This window comes from Streptomyces sp. NPDC018833 (assembly GCF_044390825.1).
Classification (GTDB): Bacteria; Actinomycetota; Actinomycetes; order Streptomycetales; family Streptomycetaceae; genus Streptomyces.
The window spans coordinates 108,106-127,607 of record NZ_JBIRZM010000015.1 but is presented as its reverse complement, the minus strand read 5'-3'; the positions used below and the strand labels follow the sequence as shown (position 1 = coordinate 127,607).

Sequence of the window (19,502 nt, the reverse complement as noted above, 5' to 3'; positions counted from 1 at the left end):
CGCTCTGATGACACGACAGTGCCGGAGGGCCAACCGCCTTGCGAAGTCCGGTCCTTCGGCATCCATCATCAGAAGTGGAGACCAACCCCCATGAGAGTTTCCCCGACCCGCCACGGCCTTCGCCGGATAACCTCCGCCGGGCTGGTGGCGAGCGCGGCGCTGGCCCTCGTCGGATCGGCCGTCACCACGGCCGCGGCGCGGACCGCACCCGACGAGGAGCGGACGAGGCCCAGCGCCAGGATCATCGGTGGTGTGGAGCAGTCCAACGGTGCCCACCCGTGGATGGCGGCCCTGCTGAGCAAGGGCTCCGGGAACCCGGCCGATCGCCAGTTCTGCGGCGGCAGCCTGATCAGCGACACCGTGGTGCTGACGGCCGCGCACTGTGTGACGGGCGTCAAGCCGAAGAAGCTCGAGGTCACGGTCGGCCGGACCGTGCTGTCCGACAAGCGCCAGGGGCAGCTGCGCAACGTGCGGAGCATCGTCTCGCACCCCCGCTACGTCAAGGGGGACGAGGCGTACGACCTGGCGCTGCTGGAGCTGGCCAAGCCGGTCACCGGCACCGCCGCCGTGAGGATGCCGACCGCCGGCACCGACGCCCTGCTCCGCCCCGGCGCGCAGGCGACGGTCATCGGCTGGGGCAACACCGACACCGAGGTACCGAGCTTCCCCGACCGGCTGCGCGGCGTGAAGGTGCCGCTGCTCTCGCACGCGGAGTGCACGGCGACGTACCCGGGCTACAACAAGGCCGTCAACGTCTGCGCGGGCGTCGAGGACAAGGACTCCTGCCAGGGCGACAGCGGCGGACCGATGTTCCGCAAGGTCGCGGGCCGTACGTACCAGATCGGCATCGTGTCGTACGGCGAGGGCTGCGGTGAACAGGGTGCGCCCGGCGTCTACACCTCCACCAGCTCGAAGAAGCTGTGGGACACCCTCGCCGAGTCCCCCGAGGGCAAGCGGATGAAGCAGCTGCTGCGGCGCTGACTCCGCGAGGCGGTGCCGGACGACCCCGGTGCCTTGGGGCGGGCCGCGTCCGGACGGAACCGGACGCGGTCCCCGCCGGGCGCCGTGGGTCCGGACGGCACCGCCGTTCGCGTCACGGCCGCTCGGGCGGCGGCGGACCGGCCGGCAGGATGCGGCGGGGCGGCACGGTGCGCCGGAAGCCCGGGGTGCGCCACTCGCGCGGGTAGCCGACCGAGACCTCCTCGAAGCGGACGCCGTCGTACACGGTCGAGCGCGGTATGTGCAGATGTCCGTAGACCATCGCGGTGACGTTGAACCGCAGGTGCCAGTCGGCGGTGCGTTCCGTGCCGCACCACAGGGCGAACTCGGGGTGGTGCAGCACCCGCATCGGCTCACGCACCAGCGGATAGTGGTTGACCAGGACGAGCGGCATCGCCGGGTCCAGCGCCGCGAGCCGGCCCTCCGTCACCTTCACCCTGCTCTCGCACCACGCCTGCCGGCTGTCGAACGGGTCCGGGTGCAGGAGGAACTCGTCCGTGCACACCACGCCCTGGTCGTAGGCGTCCGCGAGCGCCTGCTCCCGGCTGAGGTCCGGGCCGGTGCGGAAGGTGTAGTCGTACAGGAGGAAGAGGGGCGCCACGGTGACGGGACCGTCCGGGCCCGGCCAGACGGGATACGGGTCCTCGGGGGTGACGACCCCCAGGGAGCGGCAGAGTTCCACGAGATGCCGGTAGCGTTCGACGCCGCGCAGCTGGAGCGGGTCCTGGCGCGGCGTCCACAGCTCGTGGTTGCCGGGAGCCCACACGACCCGGGCGAAGCGTGCGGAGAGGGTCTCCAGCGCCCAGGAGATGTCTTGCGACATCTCGCCGATGTCGCCCGCGACCAGAAGCCAGTCGTCGTCGGACTCGGGGCGCAGCCCGTCGACGATCCTGCGGTTGGCCTCGTGGGCGACGTGCAGGTCGCTGATGGCCAGGAGGCTTCCGGCGGTCTGTCCCATGTCCTTCTCCCGTCTCGGGCCGGACCGCCCGACGTCCCCGCCCGGCGCATGTGCCGCACGGCCGGGGCCGGTCCGTAGGTCGTCGACAAGAATCACGCGGCGGCAAGGGCCTCCGCGAGGAGGCGCATTGGCCTCGCACAGCTTCGTCGTCCATACTGCCCGCCGTGGAGCAGCAGATAGATCCGAACATCAAGCCGGACTTCGCCGTGAGCACGGACCCGGCCTTCCTGCCCGGCCTCGTCGGCGCCCGTCCCGCCCCCGGGGCGGCCGAGGGGAGGGAGGAGAGCGAGGACCGGGAGCCGGAAGACGCCGGGGCCGACGCCCCGGGGACCGCCGATGCCGACGCCGACGCCGATGCCGACGCCGACGCCGACGCCGACGCCGACGCCGACTCCGTCTCCGACACGGCCGACACGGCCGACACGGCCGACACGGCCGACACGGCCGACACGGCCGACACGGCCGGGACCGAGGACAGCGCCGACGACGCGACAGCCAAGGCCGACGACGCCGACGACACCGGACCCGTCTTCGAGGTCAGCGACCGCCGGGGCTCGATCACCGTGAACCGCGAGGGGGTCCGCTTCCGGCTCGACGACCAGGAGGCCGACTTCCGCTGGGACGAGATCGGCGCGGTCGAGGTCAAGACCCCGCGCTTCGGCCGGCGTTTCACCGTGACGGTCCACGTCGCGGCCAACCGCTGGTTCAACGCCGAGGTCGAGGCCGACGCCAGGAGCCGGCTGGGGGAGTGGACGGCGGAGCTGGACGCGGTGCTCGACGCCTACTTCGAGGAGTCCTGACCCGGCCCACCCGCCCGCCGTCCCCCGGACGGGTGACGCTAGTGCGCGATGCCGTCGATGAGCTCGCGCGCTCCCTGGCGCAGCAGCGCGACCGCCACCGACGTGCCGAGCGTGGCCGGGTCCAGCCGTCCGGCCCACTCGTGCGCGTTGAGGACGGTCTTGCCGTCCGGGGTGAACACCTTGGCCCTCAGTGAGAGGTCACCGTTGCGCTCGGCCTGCGCGTAACCGGCGATCGGGCTGTTGCAGTGGCCCTGCAGGACGTGCAGGAACATCCGCTCCGCCGTGGTCTCCCGGTGGGTGTCCGGATCGCCGAGGGCACTCACCGTGTCGATCACGGCGTCGTCGTGCTCACGGCACTGGAGGGCGAGGACACCCGCGCCGATCGGCGGGCACATGGTCTCGACCGACAGGACCTCGGTGATCACGTCGCTCCGGCCGATGCGCTCCAGCCCCGAGACGGCGAGCAGCAGCGCGTCCGCTTCCCCCGCGTACAGCTTCTCCAGGCGCCGGTTGGCGTTGCCGCGGATCGGGACGCACTCCAGGCCGGGGTGGGACGCGGCCAGTTGGGCCGCGCGCCGGACGGACGACGTGCCGATCCGGGTACCGGCGGGCAGCTCGTCGAGCGCGAGGCCGCCGGGGTGGACCAGGGCGTCACGGATGTCGTCCCGCTTGAGGAAGGCCGCGAACGTCGTACCGGCGGGCAGCGGGCGGTCGGCCGGGATGTCCTTGACGCAGTGCACCGCGAGGTCGGCCTCACCGGCCAGCAGGGCGGCGTCCACCTCCTTGGTGAACGCACCCTTGCCCTCGACCTGGGCCAGGTCACCCATCCAGCGGTCACCGGTCGTGGTGACGGGCACGACCTCGGTACGGATGCCGGGACGCAGCGCGGCCAGTTCGGCGCGGACGCGCTCCACCTGGGCAAGGGCCATCGGGGAGGAACGGGAGACGATGCGGATGCGCTCGGGCACAGTCATGCGACCACGATAGGGCGTCGGCGAGGCGGCCCGGGACCGATGCCGTTCAGCGAGGGGGCGTTGCTCTGCTTGGGGAAGCGACGCGCGCGACACGACCGCGGACGGGCCAGGTATGAGGTGTTTCGTCCGCTTCGGCGCATAGCTTCGGATTATGACGAAACGACAAATCACCCTCCTCGCATCCGCAGCCCTCCTCATGGCCTCCGGCGTCGGCGCGGCAGCTCCCGCCTCCCACGTCGGCGTCACCCACCATGTGAGTCCCGGTCAGTCGATCCAGGCCGCCGTGGACGCCGCCCAGCCGGGCGACACCGTCAGCATCGCCGCGGGCACCTACCGCGAGAGCGTGCTGATCACGAAGTCCGGCCTGAGACTGCGCGGGGCGGGTGCCCGTACTGTGATCAAGCCCGCGGCGGACACCGCCCGGGCGGAGAACGCCTGTGCTGCCCAGGGCAACGGCGTCTGTGTGCTCGGCACGGCCGAGCAGCCCGTCGACGGCGTACGCATCGACGCACTGGCGGTCTCCGGCTTCGCCAAGAGCGGCGTTTGGGCCTCGGGGACCGACCGGCTGACCGTGCAGGGGGTGATCTCCGAGAGCAACGGCACCTGGGGGATCGCCCAACAGCGTTCCACCCGGTCCGTCCTGGCGGGCAACCTCCTCCGGTCCAACCGCGACGCCGGCATTTTCGTCGCGAACACCGTCTCCGAGGAAGCCGGTGCCATCGACACTCGCGGAACGGAGATCCGCGGCAACATGATGACGGACAACCGCATCGGGGCCACGGTCCGCCGGGTGCGGAATCTGACCGTCCAAGGCAACATGATGACGACGAACTGCGCCGGGCTGTTCCTCGTCGGCGACGAATCGAAGCCTCGCGCGGGTGCCCTGACGGTCCGCCACAACCACATCGTCCGCAACAACAAGGCGTGCGCGGCCACGGCCAGGCTGCCCGAGATCCAGGGCGCGGGGATCGTCCTCACCGGCACCGAGGACACCCTCGTCGAGTCGAACACGGTGTGGGACAACGTCGGCGACTCACCGTTCTCCGGCGGGATCGTCCTCTTCAAGAGCGTCGTCGGCACCCCCGGCACGGACAACGTCATCCGCGGCAACGTGGTCCTGCGCAATGCGACGGCCGACCTCGCCGACCGGGACTCCGAGGGCACCGGCAACCGCTTCGACGCCAACATGTGCGGCGTCTCCGAGCCCGCCGGAATGTGCTGAGCAACGCCGCCGGGGCCCGTCCCGGCCGGGCCGCCCGGCCCGGCCCCACTGAACAGAAACGAGGCGGCATGACCACCGCACCCACCACCCCCCGTACCTCCATGAGGCTGCGGGAACTCGTCTTCGGCGCGGCCTGCGCCGCGTCCGTGCGCGCCGCGGCCCGGCTCGGCGTCGCCGACGCCCTGGACGACACGCCCCGGTCAGCCGAGGAGCTCGCCGAGGCCGTGAAGGCCGACGCGAAAGCGCTGCGGCGCATGCTCCGCGCCCTGACCTGCTACGGGATCTTCGCCGAGGAGGCGGACGGCCGGTTCGCGCACACCGAGATGTCCCGCCTGCTGCGCGAGGACGATCCGCACAGCCTGCGCTCCATCGCCCTGTGGTGCACCGAGCCGTGGACCTGGGCCGCCTGGCCAAAGCTCGACAAGGCGGTGCGCACGGGCGACAGCGTCTTCGGCGAGCTGTACGGCAAGGAGTTCTTCGACTACCTCCACGAGGACGCGCCCGAGTCGGCCCAGGTCTTCAACCGGGCCATGACCACTTCCAGCGTCCAGTCGGCGCGCGATGTCGCCGAACTCCTCGACCTCGCCGGGGCTTCGACCGTCGCGGACATCGGCGGCGGCCAGGGCCATGTGCTGGCCGCCCTGCTGGAGAAGCACCCCGGCCTGAAGGGCACCCTGCTCGACCTGCCCAGGGTTGTCGAGAACGCCGACCCGCGGCTGCGTGAAGGCGGTTCCCTCGCCGACCGGGTGAGCATCGTCCCCGGCGACTGCCGGCGGTCCATCCCGGTCGACGCCGATGTCTACATCATCAAGAACATCCTGGAGTGGGACGACGACAGCACCGCACGGACCCTGCGCAACGTCGTCGCGGCGGCCCGCCCCGAGGCTCGGGTGGTCGTCATCGAGAACCTCGTCGACGACTCGCCGTCGATGACGTTCACCACCTCCATGGACCTGCTGCTCCTCCTCAACGTCGGCGGAGCCAAGCACACCACGAAGAGCATGATCACCCGGATGGAGGCCGCCGGGCTGGTCGTCGGGGAGGTGCGCCCGGTGAACGCGTATCTGCACGCGTTCGAGAGCGTGGTCCCCGGCTGAGCAACCGGCGGACACAGCAGCCGGCCCCGCGATCACCGCGGGGCCGGCTGCTCGTGCCGCGCGCGCTCAGGCGGGCCGGTCGCTCTGCCAGGTGTAGAACTGCGTGGCCATCGCGTCCTTCGGGCTCCGCCAGGTCTGCGGATCGTAGGGGCTGACGAAGGCCGCGAGGCGGTCGCTGACGTCCCGGAAGGCGGCGTGCTCGGTCACCTTGGCGATCGCCGGCCCCGGTGGGCGGTCGGCCTCGATGAGATGGAGGTACACGTCGCCGAACTGGAACAGGCTGCGTCGTCTGACGCCGACGAGGTGCGGCAGTTCACCGCTGTCGGAGGCCGCGAAGACCTCGGCGATGTCCGGCGCCGACCCGGGTGCCATTCGGGCGACGATCAGTGCTTGATGCATCGGGCGTCCCTTCGGAGGCCGTCGGAGGAGTAGGACGTCAGCCCGGCGTGACGGGCGTGGTCTCGCGGACACGGGCGCGCTGCTCGATGCGGTCCCGGATCAGTGCCATCTGGGTGCGGGAGTTGTTGTTGATGTTGTCGGTCATCCAGGCGTCGTCGACCGGCGCGTCCGGCTTCATCGCGAAGTCCTGCGTCCAGTGCATCCGGACGCCCTGGGGCGTCTCGGTGTACGTCCAGAGGATGTTCATGTACTGGAAAGGACCGGTCTCCACCCGCTTGGCGCGGACCGTGAGAGCCTCCCGGTCGGCCACCCGCTCCGAGACCCAGCTCCAGACCTTGCCGTTCTCGTCGGGGTACATGGTCAGTCGGAACACCGTCCGGTCGCCGTCGCGTTCGAGCACCTCCACGGAGGCGTACTCGGTGAACAGCTGCGGCCAGTGGTCGACGTCGTTGGTCACCTCCCAGACCAGGTCCAGGGGTGCGTCGATGATGATGTCGTTCTCGGTGTGCCCTGCCATGTCAGGCTCCTGCCATCAATGAGTTGTTGACGAGGTCGAGGAACTCGCGCGGTGTCTTGCAGCGGTCGGCCTCGACGGGAAGCGCCTGGCCGTACCGGTTCTCCAGCTCGCCGACGATGCCCAGCAGGCCGAGCGAGTCGAGGCCGTACGCCTCGAAGGGGATGTCCGGGCTGGCGTCCATCTGGCCCGGGTCGACGGATATGCCGGCCCCCTTCTTCATCAGCGCGGCCAGCTCCTCGACGGTCAGTTGTGCGGTCATGCGGTCCTCCTTCACGAGAGGTTGTCGGCACCGCGCCGGAGCACGAGCGCCGCGTTCGAACCCATCAGTCCCCGGCTCAGCACCAGTGCCGTGCGCAGCTCGGCGGGCCGGGCCGTGCCCGTCACGAGGGCGATGTCGTGACAGACGTCGAACACATGGGGTGTGGGCGGGACGAGTCCGTGCTCCAGCGAGAGCACCGCGGCGGCGACATCGAGCACCGGCGCTCCGCAGTAGGCCCGTCCGGTGCCGCTCTTGGGGGCCGTCACCGGCACCCGGGTGCCGTGCGCGCCGAGCGCGTCCGCGATGGCCAGCGCCTCGGCGCGGTCCGCCTCCGGCAGCCCCAGCGCGTCCGCGAAGACCACGTCGATCTCCTCCGGCGCACAGCCCGCCTCGTCGAGCGCGCCGCGGATCGCGCGGGCGAGCCCCTCGCGGGACTCCGCCCACCGCGAGGCACCGGTGAACGTCGCCGCGTGCCCGGCCACCGCCGCACGCACGGCGGCACCGCGCGCGAGCGCGGTGGACTCGGCCTCGACGACGAGCATGGCGCCGCCCTCGGCGGGCACGAACCCGCACGCGTGCGCCGTGAACGGACGGTACGCCCGCTCCGGCTCCTCGGCCGCGCTCAGCTCCCGGTAACCGAGCTGGCAGACGACCGAGTACGGGGCGAGCGGCGCCTCTGCCGCGCCGACGACCACGGTGTCGGTACCGCGCCGCACGGCGGACGCGGCGTGCGCCAGGGCATCGAGCCCGCCGGCCTCGTCACTGGCGACGACACCGCACGGCCCCTTGAAGCCGCCGCGGATGGAGATCTGACCGGTGCTCGCCGCGTAGAACCAGGCGATGGACTGGTAGGGGCCCACATAGGTCGGCCCCTGCCCCCACAGCCGCTGCAGCTCGCGCTGGCCGAACTCGCCACCACCGGACCCGGCCGCCGTGACGACCCCGATGGCGAACGGCTCGTCGTGTTCCCCGGGGCTCAACCGCGCGTCGGCGAGGGCCAGATCGGCCGCCGCCATCGCGAAGTGGGTGAACCGGTCGGTCTGGACCAGGAACCGTTGCTCGACCAGCGCCTCCGGGTCGAAGTCCCTGACCTCGCCCGCGACGCGCAGCGGCAGATGGCCGCAGCCTTCACGGGTGACCCGGTCGAGCGCGCTGACGCCCTCGCGGGTGGCCTTCCAGAAGGCGTCGGTGCCCACTCCGTTGGGCGCGACGACACCGATGCCGCTGATGACGGGGCGACGGCTGTGACGAGCAGTCATGGTGTCCTCCCATCCGGCCGGGTGAGCACCACCGCGGACTGGAACCCGCCGAACCCGCTGCCGACCGACAGCACGGTGCGCAGGTCCGCCTCGCGTGCGGTGCGCGGCACATAGTCCAGGTCGCACTCGGGGTCGGGTGTCTCGTAGTTCGCCGTCGGCGGCACCGTCCGGTGGACGAGTGCCAGCACGCAGGCGACGACCTCGATCGCGCCGATCGCGCCGAGCGAGTGGCCCACCATGGATTTGATGGAACTCATCGGCACCTTGTAGGCGTGCTGCCCGAGCGACCTCTTGACCGCGGCGGTCTCGTGCCGGTCGTTCTGCTGCGTACCGGACCCGTGGGCGTTGACGTAGTCGACGTCCGAGCCGTTCAGCCGGGCGTGGTCCAGGGCGTGGTCGATCGCGCGGGCCATCTCCAGGCCCTCACGGGTGAGACCGGTCATGTGGTGGGCGTTGCCGAAGGTGGCGTAGCCGCCGATCTCGCAGTACACGTGCGCACCGCGGGCCCTGGCGTGTTCGAGTTCCTCCAGGACGAGCACCGCACCGCCCTCGCCCATCACGAACCCGTCCCGGTTGGCGTCGAACGGGCGCGAGGCGTGCTCCGGGTCGTCGTTGTTCGGTGACGTCGCCTTGATCGCGTCGAAGCAGGCCACGGTGATCGGGGAGATCGGCGAGTCCGACGCGCCGGCGACACAGATGTCGAGCCGGCCGTCCTCGATGGCCTGGAACCCGTAACCGACCGCGTCCAGACCGGAGGTGCACCCTGTGGACACCGTCTGCACGGGCCCGTGCGCGCCCGTGAGTTCGGCTATCTCGGAGGCGAGGGTACTGGGCGAGAACGCCCGGTGCAGATGCGGCCCAGCCACGCTGTGGTCGACGTCCCAGCGGCGGCCCGAACTGCTGACCGCCTGGTAGTCGTGCTCCAGCCGCGTCGTGCCGCCGACCGCGGTGCCCATGGACACCCCGATCCGCCACGGATCCTCCCGCGCCATGTCCAGCCCCGCGTCGGCCAGCGCCTCGCGGGCGGCGACCATGGCGAACTGCACGTACCGGTCGGCCCGTTGCACCTGCTGGGCGTCCAGGCCGTGCACCGCGGGATCGAAGTCGACCTCGGCCGCGATACGGGACCTGAAGCCGGCCGGGTCGAACAGGGTGATACCCCGCGTCGCGGTCCGGCCGTCCGCGAGCAGACCCCAGAACGCCGGGGCGCCCACGCCTCCGGGTGCGACGATGCCGACGCCGGTCACCGCCACACGTCGGTTCACGAAACCGCTCCCGTGGGCTCGGACGGCCGGCGCTCGCGGGCGGCGCCCTCAGCGGCAGGGTTCTCCTCGGTGTCCACGTGCCCGAGCTCCGGGCGCGGGGCGAGCGGCCCCAGGTGGAAGACCATGCGGGCCTCGGTGCGGCCCACGTTGCGGAACCGGTGTCGCACGTACGGCGGGATCATCAGCCCCTGGTCCGTACGGATCGGATACGTCTCGCCGTCCAGGTCGACCTCGAGATCGCCGGCCACCACGTACACGAACTCCTCCGAGTACGGGTGATAGTGCTCACCGATGCGGTCTCCGGGCTCGACGATCGCGAGGCCCATGAAGCCGCTGGTGGCGCCCACGGCGGTGGGCGTGAGCATGGCGCGCAAGTCACCACCGCGCCTGCGGTTGGGCTGGGTCTCACCGAGATCGACGATGCGGTGTGTTGTGCTCATGACTGTTTCCTCCACAGGGCCGGTAGGCGGAGCCGCGGTGTGCGGCGCGTGGCTCCGCTCGGACGGGCGCGGTTCACTAACTAAGCGCGGCGGTCGGTGATCAGACGCATGTCGGCGCTCTGCAGGAGGCGCGCCGCCACCTTGTCCTCGGTGGGCGACCCGTCCACACCGAGTGCTTCGAGGTCGAGCAGGCGTGCCAGCACGGCCGCCTTGCGTGGGCCGTGCGCGCCGATGGCGAGCAGCGGGTCCTTGTCGAGCGGACCGCGCGCGTCGACGAGCCGTACGACGATGTCGTCGCGCTGGAAGACGGTGCTGCTGTCGACGAGCCCGGCAGGAACGTCCGCGGCGGCCTCGTCCTGCTGTGCCAGCAGCTTGGCGAGCGTCATGCCGCAGCCCTTCTTGGCCGGGTAGAGCAGACCGTGCCGCACGACGTCCTGGGTGCTGCCGCCGGTCGTCGCCAAGTGGTGGACGGCCGGGAGCGCCGCGCGCGTGAAGAAGACGCGGGCCGACTTCGGGTCGTCGAGATCGCGGTCCTGCTCCAGATACGGGTTGATGGCCTCTTCGACCGCCCGCACCTCCGGCTGGCGGGCCACGTGCCGCAGCGCCGCCAGCAGGTCGCCCTCCACCTCGACGGTCCGCACGACACGGTTGCCGTGCATGAACAGGGAGGTGCGGCGCAGCCGGGTCGTGTCGTCGACGCGGGCCTCGGGCGAGACGTAGTCGGCCAGGATGCCGGCGACCTTGCGCTCGCTGCCCGGCCTGACCGTGAAGGTGAGGGCGTGCCGTACGACGCCGTCACCGACCCGGGGCGCGGGCTGGATGCCCGAGCGGCGCTGCCCGGTCACCGCGGCGCGCGCCCCGTCCGTCTCGCGCAGCACGCTGTAGCGGAAGGAACGGGTATCGCGCACGCAGTCGTGGAGCGGCTGGACGGTTTCCAGGTGCTCCTCGCTGTTCACCCAGGCGAGGAACGGCGGGGCGCTCTCCCACTCGCTGGTGATCAGCCACTGCGAAGGGTTCTCTATGGACTGGCACAGTTGGTCGGAGATGTGCCCGGGGACGGACGCCACCTGGTGCCGCATGTGCTCGTAGGCGGCGAGGAACTGCTGCTGTGCGCCGTCGTAGAGATCGAGCATCAGCACCACGCGCAGCCGGGAGCCGTCGAAGGCCGACTGGGATATACGTTCGGACAGCGTCGTCATGGTCACGCCTCTCCTTGGACTGTGAACCCGCCACACCGGCGTACGACACCGGTCCTCGGAGATCCCGAGCGTGAGATCCGATGCGTACGGTCCGTCGAGCGCCGTCAACGTCAGTGGCGGTCCGGTCTCGATCCTCGCCACGTACCACCGGTGGCGCGAGTTATGTGAACCAGCCGGGTGAAGCGGCGACCCGAAGGTCCTCACCAGGGGCATGGAAAGGTCGTCCCCTTTCCGGCGGCCGCAGCAGGAGCTTGTCGATGCAACAACACGCAGAAGTACGCGTACCGGTCCTCATCGTGGGCGGCTCCCTGGTGGGGCTGTCCACGTCACTCTTCCTCGGTCGGCTCGACATCGAGCACATGCTGGTCGAGCGGCATTCCGACACGTCCAGGCATCCCCGCGGGCGGGGCAACAACGTGCGGACCATGGAGGTGTTCCGCACCGCCGGCGTCGAGGAGCACATCCGCGAGGCGGGCCAGGTCCTCGCCGGCAACCACGGCATCCTCCAGACCCCCTCGCTCACCGGAGGCGGCGGTGAATGGCTGATCAAGGAGGTGCAGCACAGCAGCGGCGCCTCCCGCTTCAGCCCGTCGGCCTGGTGCGTGTGCAGCCAGAACGACCTGGAGCCGGTGCTCCTGGAGCACGCCCGCAAGCACGGCGGCGATCTGCGGTTCTCCACCGAGCTGCGTTCCTTCGAACAGGACGACACCGGGGTCTTCGCGGTCGTCGAGGACCGGGTGACCGGCCGGCTCGAAACCGTGCGCGCCGACTACCTCGTCGCCGCCGACGGCCCGCGCAGCCCGGTGCGGGAACGGCTCGGCATCGGCCGGTCGGGACCGGGCGATCTCTTCCACAACGTGAGCATCACGTTCCGCTCGCACGGTCTCGCGGCCGTCGTCGGGGACCGCCGCTTCATCGTCTGCTATCTCACCGACCCGGCGGCCGACGGAGCACTGCTGCCCGTGGACAACGCCGAGAACTGGGTTTTCCACATGCCGTGGCAACCCCAGGACGGCGAGACGCTCGAGGACTTCACCGACGAGCGCTGCATCGCCCACGTCCGCAGGGCCACCGGCGCCCTCGACCTGGACGTCGAGATCACCGGCAAGGCGCCGTGGCACGCCGCCGAGCGGGTCGCCGAACGGTACGCGGACCGCCGCGTGTTCCTCGCCGGCGACTCGGCACACGAGATGTCGCCGACCGGTGCGTTCGGCTCCAACACCGGTATCCAGGACGCCCACAACCTCGCCTGGAAGCTCGCCGCCGTCCTGGGCGGCACCGCGGGCCCCGGCCTGCTGGAGACCTACGAGGCCGAGCGCCGACCGGTCGCGGTCGCCACCGGCCAGCGGGCTTCCGCCCGCTCCGAGGAGCACAGCCACCCCGGCTACTCGCCCGCCCCCGGCGGCGGCGGAAGGCAGAGCGGGATGCTCACGGTCGCGCTCGGCTACCGCTACCGCGGCGGCGCCGTGCTGGGCGCCGACCCCCGACTCCCCGTCGTACCCGGGCAACTGGCCCTCTCGGGCGAACCCGGCAGCCGCGCCCCGCACCTGTGGGTGCATCGCGCCGGAGACAACCGCATGATCTCCACCCTCGACCTCTACGAGCGCTCCTTCGTGCTGCTGAGCGACGCCGGACCCGGGGGCGGCGCCTGGCACGCGGCGGGGGCACGCGTCGCCGCCCGGCTGCGGGCACCGCTCGACGCGTACCGCATCGGCGAGGGCCCGGACGCCGACCTGGTGCCCGAGACCGGCGTCGACTGGCGGGCCGCGCACGGCACGACCGGCGAAGGGGCCCTCCTCGTACGGCCGGACGGCTTCGTCGCCTGGCGATCGGCCGGCTCCGTGCCCGACCCCGAAGCGGTGCTGTCGGACGCGCTGGAGTCGTTGCTCCACCGTTCACCGGCGGGACGCGGCTGAGCGCCACCTGCCTGATAGCGTCCGCAGGCAGGCGGCCGGGGGTGTCCGGCGGGCCCGCCCGGTGTGAACGCATCCGGCCGGGCGGCCGTACTCCTCGCCGGCAACGACACCGGACCACCGTCCCGGCCGGGCACCGACCGCGCCGGCCGGGCAGGAAGGGACATGCTGTGACAGCTTCACCCGCGAAGGACCGGCAGACCGCTCTCCGCGAGGAACTCCACCGTCGCAATCCGGGCGAGCCCGAGTTCCACCAGGCGGCCCGGGAGGTCCTGGAGAGCTTGGGGCCCGTGTTCGCGGCGCGTCCCGAGTACGCGGAGCCGGGGCTTCTCGAACGGCTCTGCGAGCCCGAGCGGCAGATCATCTTCCGGGTGCCCTGGCAGGACGACCACGGCGCGGTCCACGTGAACCGCGGATTCCGGGTTGAGTTCAACAGCGCGCTCGGCCCGTACAAGGGCGGTCTGCGCTTCCACCCTTCGGTCAACCTCGGTGTGGTGAAGTTCCTCGGCTTCGAGCAGGTGTTCAAGAACGCGCTCACCGGGCTCGGCATCGGCGGCGGCAAGGGGGGCAGCGACTTCGATCCGCGCGGCCGCTCGGACGCCGAAGTGATGCGTTTCTGCCAGTCGTTCATGACCGAACTCCACCGGCACATCGGAGAGCACACCGATGTACCGGCCGGTGACATCGGCGTGGGCACCCGCGAGATCGGCTACCTCTTCGGCCAGTACCGGCGCATCACCAACCGCTGGGAGTCCGGGGTGCTCACCGGCAAGGGACTCGCCTGGGGCGGCTCCGCGTTCCGTACGCAGGCCACCGGTTACGGCAGCGTGCTGTTCGCTGCCGAGATGCTGAGCCGCCGCGGCGAGGAACTGGCGGGACTGACGGCCGTGGTGTCCGGCTCCGGCAATGTCGCCGTCCACACCATCGAGAAGCTGACCGCCAGCGGCGCCCATCCCGTCACCTGCTCCGACTCCCAGGGCTGCGTCGTCGACGAGAAGGGCATCGACGTCGAACTGCTCAAGCACGTCAAGGAGGTGGAACGCGGACGCGTCGCCGACTACGCGCAGCGCCGCGGCTCCTCCGCCCGCTACGTTCCGGGCGGCAGCGTGTGGGACGTGCCCGCCGACCTCGCCTTCCCCTCGGCCACCCAGAACGAACTCGACGCCCCGCAGGCCCTCACCCTCGTCCGCAACGGTGTGCGTGCTGTCTCGGAAGGGGCCAACATGCCCTGCACGCCCGAGGCGGTGCGCGTCCTCCAGGAGGCGGGCGTCGCCTTCGGCCCCGGCAAGGCGGCCAATGCCGGCGGCGTCGCCGTGAGCGCCCTGGAGATGCGTCAGAACTCCTCCCGCGACGCCTGGACGTCCGCCCGCGTGGAGAACGAACTGACCCTGATCATGGGTGACATCCACCGCGTCTGCTACGAGACGTCCGAGCGCTCCGGGCCCGGCACGCGGCGGCGAAGTCGCCCCGCTCGTACTCGACGTCGAAGACGCGGCCGGCGTGGGCGCGGGTGAAGTCGGGGCACTCCGCGTGGCGCGCGCACTCCTCCACGACCGCGAAGTCGAAGCCGATGTCCTCGCGCGCGTACAGCAGTTCGGCGGTGTTCTTCTGGGCGATCGCGAGCCCGCGCTCATGCGCCCGGTCCGCCAGCAGGCGGGCGAAGGCGATGGCGTCGGCCTCGGTGAGGAGTCCGTCCGAGCGGGTGTAGGAGTCGAGGTTGTCGGGCTCGACGGCGTCGAAACCGCGCTCGGCGCAGCCGTCGATCCACGGTCCGACGACGTCGAGCAGCGCCCCGCGCCTGGCGGCCGACGAGATGTCCAGGAGCGGCTCGTCCCAGTCCTCGTCGACGACGAGTCCGCCGTCGCGCCCGTGCAGCAGGAGATCGGGGTGATGCTCGCGCCACCAGGTGACGGCGTCGCCGGGCTGCGTCTGGAAGGCGTTGACGTAGCAGATGTTGTAGAGGCCGGGCACGGGCTCGGCGCCGCGGTCGCGGGAGACGGCCTCCACGTCGTCTCCCGGCGGATAGGCGCCGCCCAGCTGGTAGTCGAACACCGCGCCCGCGGCCGGGAGGCGGACGCCGTCCCCGTCGGGACCGGGCGCGGTGGGGCGCGGCTCGGGCTCCGCGCCCGTGGCGCACGCGCTCATGACCATCAGCAGGACGGTGACGGCGGCCGCGGCACGCAGCCGGGACATCGAGCGCATCAGCCCTCTGCTTCGGCGTCTGCGGTCGCTTCCGCCTCGCCGGCCGCCGGGGAGACGGGCCGGGCGTGCGCCACGAGGTCGAGCACCTCGGTCTCCGCGCGGCGGGCGGGGACGCCCGCCGCGATGAGCGTCGTGATCGCGGTCGCCTGCCCGTCGTCCTTCCAGGAACGGGCGTTGACGCTTTCCAGCAGCGACAGCGTCAGGGACTCCAGGGCCGCGCTGAGCGCGGGCGCCGGCACATGGGAGGGGAACGACCCCGCCGTCTGGCCCCGTTCCAGGATCGCCTTCACCGCCGCGCGCGCGGGGGAGAGGACCTCGGTGATGTGGTCGACGCCGAGGTCGCGCCGGGCGAGGGCGATCAGCATGCGGTAGCGGTCGCCGACCGGCCAGATGGTGAGCACGAAACGGGCGAGCGCGCGCTCGGCCGGCTCGTCCGCGGCGCCCGCCGCGGTGAAGGTGCCGACGGCGGCCTGAAGCGCCTGGGCGGCCTCGTCGGAGAGCGCTTCGAGCAGGGCCGTACGACCGGGGAAGTGCCCATAGACGGTGCGACGCACGACGCCGGCGGCCCGCGCGATCTCCTCCAGCGTGGTGTCCGGGTTGAAGGCCAGCTCGCTGCGTGCGACGGCGAGTATCCGGGCGCGGTTGGAGCGCGAGTTGCGCCTCTGCGGCTCGCGGGCGGCGGGCTTCGTCACAGCAGTACCTCAGGGCCGGGGGTCGCACGGACAGGCCTTCATGTTTGCACAGCGGCGAGCAGCCGCCCAAGGAGCTCACGGGCCATGCACCGGGCGTGCGCCGCCCCTTGTCCGCTCACCGCGGACGGCGCGCGCTCCGGCGCAGGCGACGGTGCCACGTCGTGTCCGCACACGTCGTCCCGGCCCGATCCGCCGAGCGCGCTTGCCCACAGCCGGTGAGCGGGAGGGCCCGCCCTGCGTCGACCCCGAAGCCGAGTGGCACCGGACCCCGTGGTCCCCCGCGCTGCGGGCGGACGACGATGCGGACATGCCGCTACGCGCTGCATCGGCGGGGATCAGCTCGGCCCGGAGCACCCCATTGCGCCGCCCGGCGGCCGAGGCCCCGGGGACGCATCCGCTCGAACGGGACGCCCGCCGTCGTGCGCCCCATCTCCTCCACCGGCCGACGGACCGTGGTCAGCCGCGGATCGGTGCGCCGGGCCGGCGGGGAGGCGTCGAAGCCGACGACCGCGACGTCCTCGGGCACCCACCGGCCGGCCGCGCGCAGCGCGGGGGAGCGCTCCCGTGGCCATCCATCCCGGGACGGGCGGGCCCGCATCCCCGGGCCGCCGCACCGGCCGCGGCCCCGTCACTGGTCGGAGCCGGACCTCTTCGTCCCCGACGCGGTCGAGCCGCGCACCACCAGCTCCGGCATGAACACGAACTCGCTGTGGGGGGCCGGGGTCCCGCCCACCTCCTCCAGCAGCGCGCGGACCGCCGCCTGGCCCATCGCCTGCACGGGCTGGCGGATGGTGGTCAGCGGCGGATCGGTGAACGCTATGAGCGGCGAGTCGTCGAAGCCGACCACCGAGATGTCCTTCGGCACGTGCAGCCCCTGCTGCCGCGCCGCGCGGATCGCGCCGAGCGCCATCATGTCGCTGGCGCACACGATCGCCGTGCAGCCGCGGGCGATGAGCCCGGAGGCGGCGGCCTGACCGCCCTCCAGCGTGTAGAGGGAGTGCTGGATCAGCTCCTGCGACTCCTCCGGAGTGAGCCCCAGCCGCTCCTGCATCGCGGCCTGGAATCCCTCGATCTTGCGCAGCACGGGCACGAACCGCCTGGGCCCGAGGGCGAGGCCGATCCGGGTGTGGCCGAGCGAGACCAGATGGGTCACCGCCAGCTGCATGGCGGCCCGGTCGTCGGGAGAGACGAAGGGTGCCTGCACCTTGGGGGAGAAGCCGTTGACGAGGACGTACGGCACGCCCTGGGCGCGCAGCCGGTCGTAGCGCTCCATGTCCGCGGTGGTGTCGGCGTGCAGACCGGAGACGAAGATGATGCCGGAGACCCCCCGGTCGACCAGCATCTCGGTGAGCTCGTCCTCGGTGGAGCCGCCGGGTGTCTGGGTGGCGAGGACGGGGGTGTATCCCTGGCGGGTCAGCGCCTGGCCGATCACCTGCGCCAGCGCGGGGAAGATGGGATTGTCCAGCTCGGGGGTTATGAGACCGACCAGGCCGGCGCTGCGCTGCCGAAGCCGCACGGGCCGTTCGTAGCCGAGCACGTCGAGTGCGGCAAGGACGGACTCGCGGGTGGCCGCGGCCACACCGGGCTTGCCGTTGAGCACGCGGCTGACTGTGGCTTCACTGACCCCCGCCTGGGCTGCGATATCGGCGAGCCGCGCGGTCATGTCAGGACTGTACCGGTCATACAGGGGATTGCCCACCACACAACGGATTCGGACGGTTGCGGCCCGACGGTGTGAGGGTCCGATCACAGCTCTGCAAAACCTTGCGGAGTGGTTGCGGACGCCTTGCGGCAGGCCTCACCCTGTGTGGGGAACGGTGTCAAGGAATTCGACGGCAACTCTCCGGACACGCGGATGTAACGATCAGCAGTCCTTGCAGAAATTTGCGGCAAGGTCTTTCCGATGGTTTTCAGCCCTGTTACGTTCCTGGCAACCCGGCGCCGCGAGGGAGCGGACGGCGGGAGGCAGGTTTTCGCCTCCGCCCTTCCGGGCTCAGTTGAAGGAGTTCACATGCGGCGTGGCATAGCGGCCACTGCACTGGTCGCGGCACTGGCCGTGTCGGCGACGGCGTGCGGTGGGGACGACGGCGACAAGGGTGGCAAGAGCAGCTCCGGCGAGCTCAGCGGCACGGTCACCTGGTGGGACACCTCCACGGTCGGCAGTGAGGACAAGGTCTTCAAGAAGATGGCCGAGGACTTCACCAAGCAGCACCCGAAGGTCACCGTCAAGTACGTCAATGTGCCGTTCGGTGAGGCGCAGAACAAGTTCAAGAACGCCGCGCAGTCCGGCTCCGGCGCCCCCGACGTCATCCGCTCCGAGGTCGCCTGGACCCCGGAGTTCGCCGATCTCGGCTATCTCGCGCCGCTCGACGGCACCGCTGCCCTCAAGGACAAGGACGACTTCCTCAAGCAGGCCGCCGCGTCCACCGTCTACAACGACAAGACCTACGCGGTGCCGCAGGTCATCGACTCCATGGGCATCTTCTACAACAAGAAGATCTTCAAGGACGCCGGTGTCGAGGTCCCCAAGACCGTCGACGAGCTGAAGACGGTGTCCGCCACGATCAAGGAGAAGACCGGCAAGACCGGCCTTTACCTCCGCGGCGACGACGCCTACTGGTTCCTCTCCTTCCTCTACGGTGAGGGCGGCGACCTGGTAGACGCCGAGAAGAAGACCGTCACGGTCGACGACGAGGCCGGCGTCAAGGCGATGAAGGTCGTCAAGGACCTGGTCGACTCCAAGGCCGCGATCACCGACGCCACCAACGGCTGGGACAACATGCAGGCCGCCTTCAAGGAAGGCAAGGTCGCCATGATGATCAACGGCCCGTGGGCCGTGACCGACACCTACGCGGGTGCACAGTTCACCGACAAGTCCAACCTCGGCATCGCCCCGGTCCCGGCCGGCACGGCCGGCCAGGGCGCCCCGCAGGGCGGCCACAACCTCGCCGTGTACGCGGGGTCCAAGAACCTGGACGCCTCCTACGCCTTCGTTGAGTACATGACCAACGCAGAGAACCAGGCCAAGATCGCCAAGGATCTCAGCCTGCTTCCGACCCGCAACTCGGTCTACTCGCAGCCGGGCGTCGCCGGCAACGAGAACGTCAACTTCTTCCGCCCGGTCGTCGACAAGGCCGTCGAGCGTCCCTGGATCCCCGAGACCGGCAGCCTCTTCGCCCCGCTGGTCACCGAGTACACCAAGGTCCTCACCGGCCAGACCACCCCGGAGAACGGCGTCAAGGCCGTCGGCGAGGAGTACCGAAAGCTCCTCAAGGACTGGAAGTAACCAAGGAGGATTGACCGGCTG

The 19,502-nt window shown here is 71.2% G+C and carries 19 protein-coding genes and 1 pseudogene; 7 read left to right on the top strand and 13 right to left on the bottom strand.

Features of this window, described 5'->3' with window-relative positions; genetic code table 11:
- Positions 1 to 90 precede the first annotated feature (90 nt).
- Positions 91 to 981, top strand: a complete 891-nt coding sequence (locus tag ACH5AF_RS26905; protein WP_398904984.1) for a S1 family peptidase — start codon at positions 91 to 93, stop codon at positions 979 to 981.
- A 112-nt stretch (positions 982 to 1,093) separates the two neighbouring features.
- Here the strand turns inward: ACH5AF_RS26905 and ACH5AF_RS26900 are convergent, their stop codons facing one another.
- Positions 1,094 to 1,957 (bottom strand): metallophosphoesterase family protein, encoded by an 864-nt coding sequence (locus ACH5AF_RS26900; RefSeq protein ID WP_398904982.1) that lies wholly within the window; start codon positions 1,955 to 1,957, stop codon positions 1,094 to 1,096.
- 164 nt (positions 1,958 to 2,121) lie between these two features.
- Between ACH5AF_RS26900 and ACH5AF_RS26895 the strand changes: the two genes are divergently transcribed.
- Entirely contained in the window at positions 2,122 to 2,757 is a 636-nt protein-coding gene (locus ACH5AF_RS26895; protein WP_398904979.1) for a hypothetical protein, read from the top strand.
- 38 nt (positions 2,758 to 2,795) lie between these two features.
- Here the strand turns inward: ACH5AF_RS26895 and hemC are convergent, their stop codons facing one another.
- The gene (gene hemC / locus ACH5AF_RS26890; protein WP_398904977.1) at positions 2,796 to 3,731 is read right to left on the bottom strand and encodes a hydroxymethylbilane synthase; all 936 of its coding nucleotides are present in this window, start codon (positions 3,729 to 3,731) and stop codon (positions 2,796 to 2,798) included.
- A gap of 151 nt (positions 3,732 to 3,882) precedes the next feature.
- Here hemC and ACH5AF_RS26885 point away from each other — a divergent pair, with 151 nt between their 5' ends.
- Positions 3,883 to 4,953 carry a nitrous oxide reductase family maturation protein NosD gene (locus ACH5AF_RS26885; protein ID WP_398904975.1) on the top strand — a complete coding sequence of 357 codons (1,071 nt, stop codon included), beginning with the start codon at positions 3,883 to 3,885 and terminating at the stop codon, positions 4,951 to 4,953.
- A 68-nt stretch (positions 4,954 to 5,021) separates the two neighbouring features.
- Positions 5,022 to 6,050, top strand: a complete 1,029-nt coding sequence (locus ACH5AF_RS26880) for a methyltransferase (protein WP_398904973.1) — start codon at positions 5,022 to 5,024, stop codon at positions 6,048 to 6,050.
- 66 nt (positions 6,051 to 6,116) lie between these two features.
- On the opposite strand, the gene ACH5AF_RS26875 is transcribed toward ACH5AF_RS26880, so the two are convergent.
- The 7 genes from ACH5AF_RS26875 to ACH5AF_RS26845 form a co-directional block, all read right to left on the bottom strand.
- Positions 6,117 to 6,449, bottom strand: a complete 333-nt coding sequence (locus tag ACH5AF_RS26875) for a TcmI family type II polyketide cyclase (protein ID WP_215176346.1) — start codon at positions 6,447 to 6,449, stop codon at positions 6,117 to 6,119.
- A gap of 37 nt (positions 6,450 to 6,486) precedes the next feature.
- Positions 6,487 to 6,966 (bottom strand): SRPBCC family protein, encoded by a 480-nt coding sequence (locus ACH5AF_RS26870; protein ID WP_398904972.1) that lies wholly within the window; start codon positions 6,964 to 6,966, stop codon positions 6,487 to 6,489.
- Between the two features lies 1 nt (position 6,967).
- On the bottom strand, positions 6,968 to 7,225 hold the full coding sequence (locus tag ACH5AF_RS26865; RefSeq protein WP_398904971.1) for an acyl carrier protein: 258 nt from the start codon (positions 7,223 to 7,225) through the stop codon (positions 6,968 to 6,970).
- Positions 7,226 to 7,236: 11 nt separating this feature from the next.
- Positions 7,237 to 8,484, bottom strand: coding sequence for a beta-ketoacyl synthase N-terminal-like domain-containing protein (locus ACH5AF_RS26860; RefSeq protein WP_398904969.1), 1,248 nt, complete (start codon positions 8,482 to 8,484; stop codon positions 7,237 to 7,239).
- Positions 8,481 to 9,749: a beta-ketoacyl-[acyl-carrier-protein] synthase family protein gene (locus ACH5AF_RS26855; protein WP_398904967.1), complete on the bottom strand. Its 1,269-nt coding sequence runs from the start codon at positions 9,747 to 9,749 to the stop codon at positions 8,481 to 8,483. The genes ACH5AF_RS26860 and ACH5AF_RS26855 overlap by 4 nt, the downstream gene beginning before the upstream one ends.
- Positions 9,746 to 10,189 (bottom strand): cupin domain-containing protein, encoded by a 444-nt coding sequence (locus ACH5AF_RS26850; RefSeq protein ID WP_398904965.1) that lies wholly within the window; start codon positions 10,187 to 10,189, stop codon positions 9,746 to 9,748. The genes ACH5AF_RS26855 and ACH5AF_RS26850 overlap by 4 nt, the downstream gene beginning before the upstream one ends.
- An 80-nt stretch (positions 10,190 to 10,269) precedes the next feature.
- On the bottom strand, positions 10,270 to 11,388 hold the full coding sequence (locus ACH5AF_RS26845) for a SchA/CurD-like domain-containing protein (protein ID WP_398904963.1): 1,119 nt from the start codon (positions 11,386 to 11,388) through the stop codon (positions 10,270 to 10,272).
- Positions 11,389 to 11,645: 257 nt separating this feature from the next.
- Here ACH5AF_RS26845 and ACH5AF_RS26840 point away from each other — a divergent pair, with 257 nt between their 5' ends.
- Positions 11,646 to 13,304 (top strand): FAD-dependent oxidoreductase, encoded by a 1,659-nt coding sequence (locus ACH5AF_RS26840; RefSeq protein WP_398904961.1) that lies wholly within the window; start codon positions 11,646 to 11,648, stop codon positions 13,302 to 13,304.
- Positions 13,305 to 13,471: 167 nt separating this feature from the next.
- Positions 13,472 to 14,815, top strand: a complete 1,344-nt coding sequence (gene gdhA, locus ACH5AF_RS26835; protein WP_398904959.1) for an NADP-specific glutamate dehydrogenase — start codon at positions 13,472 to 13,474, stop codon at positions 14,813 to 14,815.
- Here the strand turns inward: gdhA and ACH5AF_RS26830 are convergent.
- From ACH5AF_RS26830 to ACH5AF_RS26815, 4 genes and pseudogenes are all read right to left on the bottom strand, one after another.
- Positions 14,793 to 15,446: pseudogene (locus ACH5AF_RS26830) on the bottom strand (endo alpha-1,4 polygalactosaminidase); the annotation flags it as partial. The gene gdhA and the pseudogene ACH5AF_RS26830 overlap by 23 nt on opposite strands.
- 56 nt (positions 15,447 to 15,502) lie before the next feature.
- Positions 15,503 to 16,195, bottom strand: coding sequence for a TetR/AcrR family transcriptional regulator (locus ACH5AF_RS26825; RefSeq protein ID WP_398904957.1), 693 nt, complete (start codon positions 16,193 to 16,195; stop codon positions 15,503 to 15,505).
- A gap of 313 nt (positions 16,196 to 16,508) precedes the next feature.
- Positions 16,509 to 16,793: a substrate-binding domain-containing protein gene (locus ACH5AF_RS26820; protein WP_398904956.1), complete on the bottom strand. Its 285-nt coding sequence runs from the start codon at positions 16,791 to 16,793 to the stop codon at positions 16,509 to 16,511.
- Positions 16,794 to 16,823: 30 nt separating this feature from the next.
- Positions 16,824 to 17,858: a LacI family DNA-binding transcriptional regulator gene (locus ACH5AF_RS26815; RefSeq protein ID WP_398904955.1), complete on the bottom strand. Its 1,035-nt coding sequence runs from the start codon at positions 17,856 to 17,858 to the stop codon at positions 16,824 to 16,826.
- A gap of 348 nt (positions 17,859 to 18,206) precedes the next feature.
- Between ACH5AF_RS26815 and ACH5AF_RS26810 the strand changes: the two genes are divergently transcribed.
- Positions 18,207 to 19,481: an extracellular solute-binding protein gene (locus ACH5AF_RS26810; protein ID WP_398904953.1), complete on the top strand. Its 1,275-nt coding sequence runs from the start codon at positions 18,207 to 18,209 to the stop codon at positions 19,479 to 19,481.
- Positions 19,482 to 19,502 lie beyond the last annotated feature (21 nt).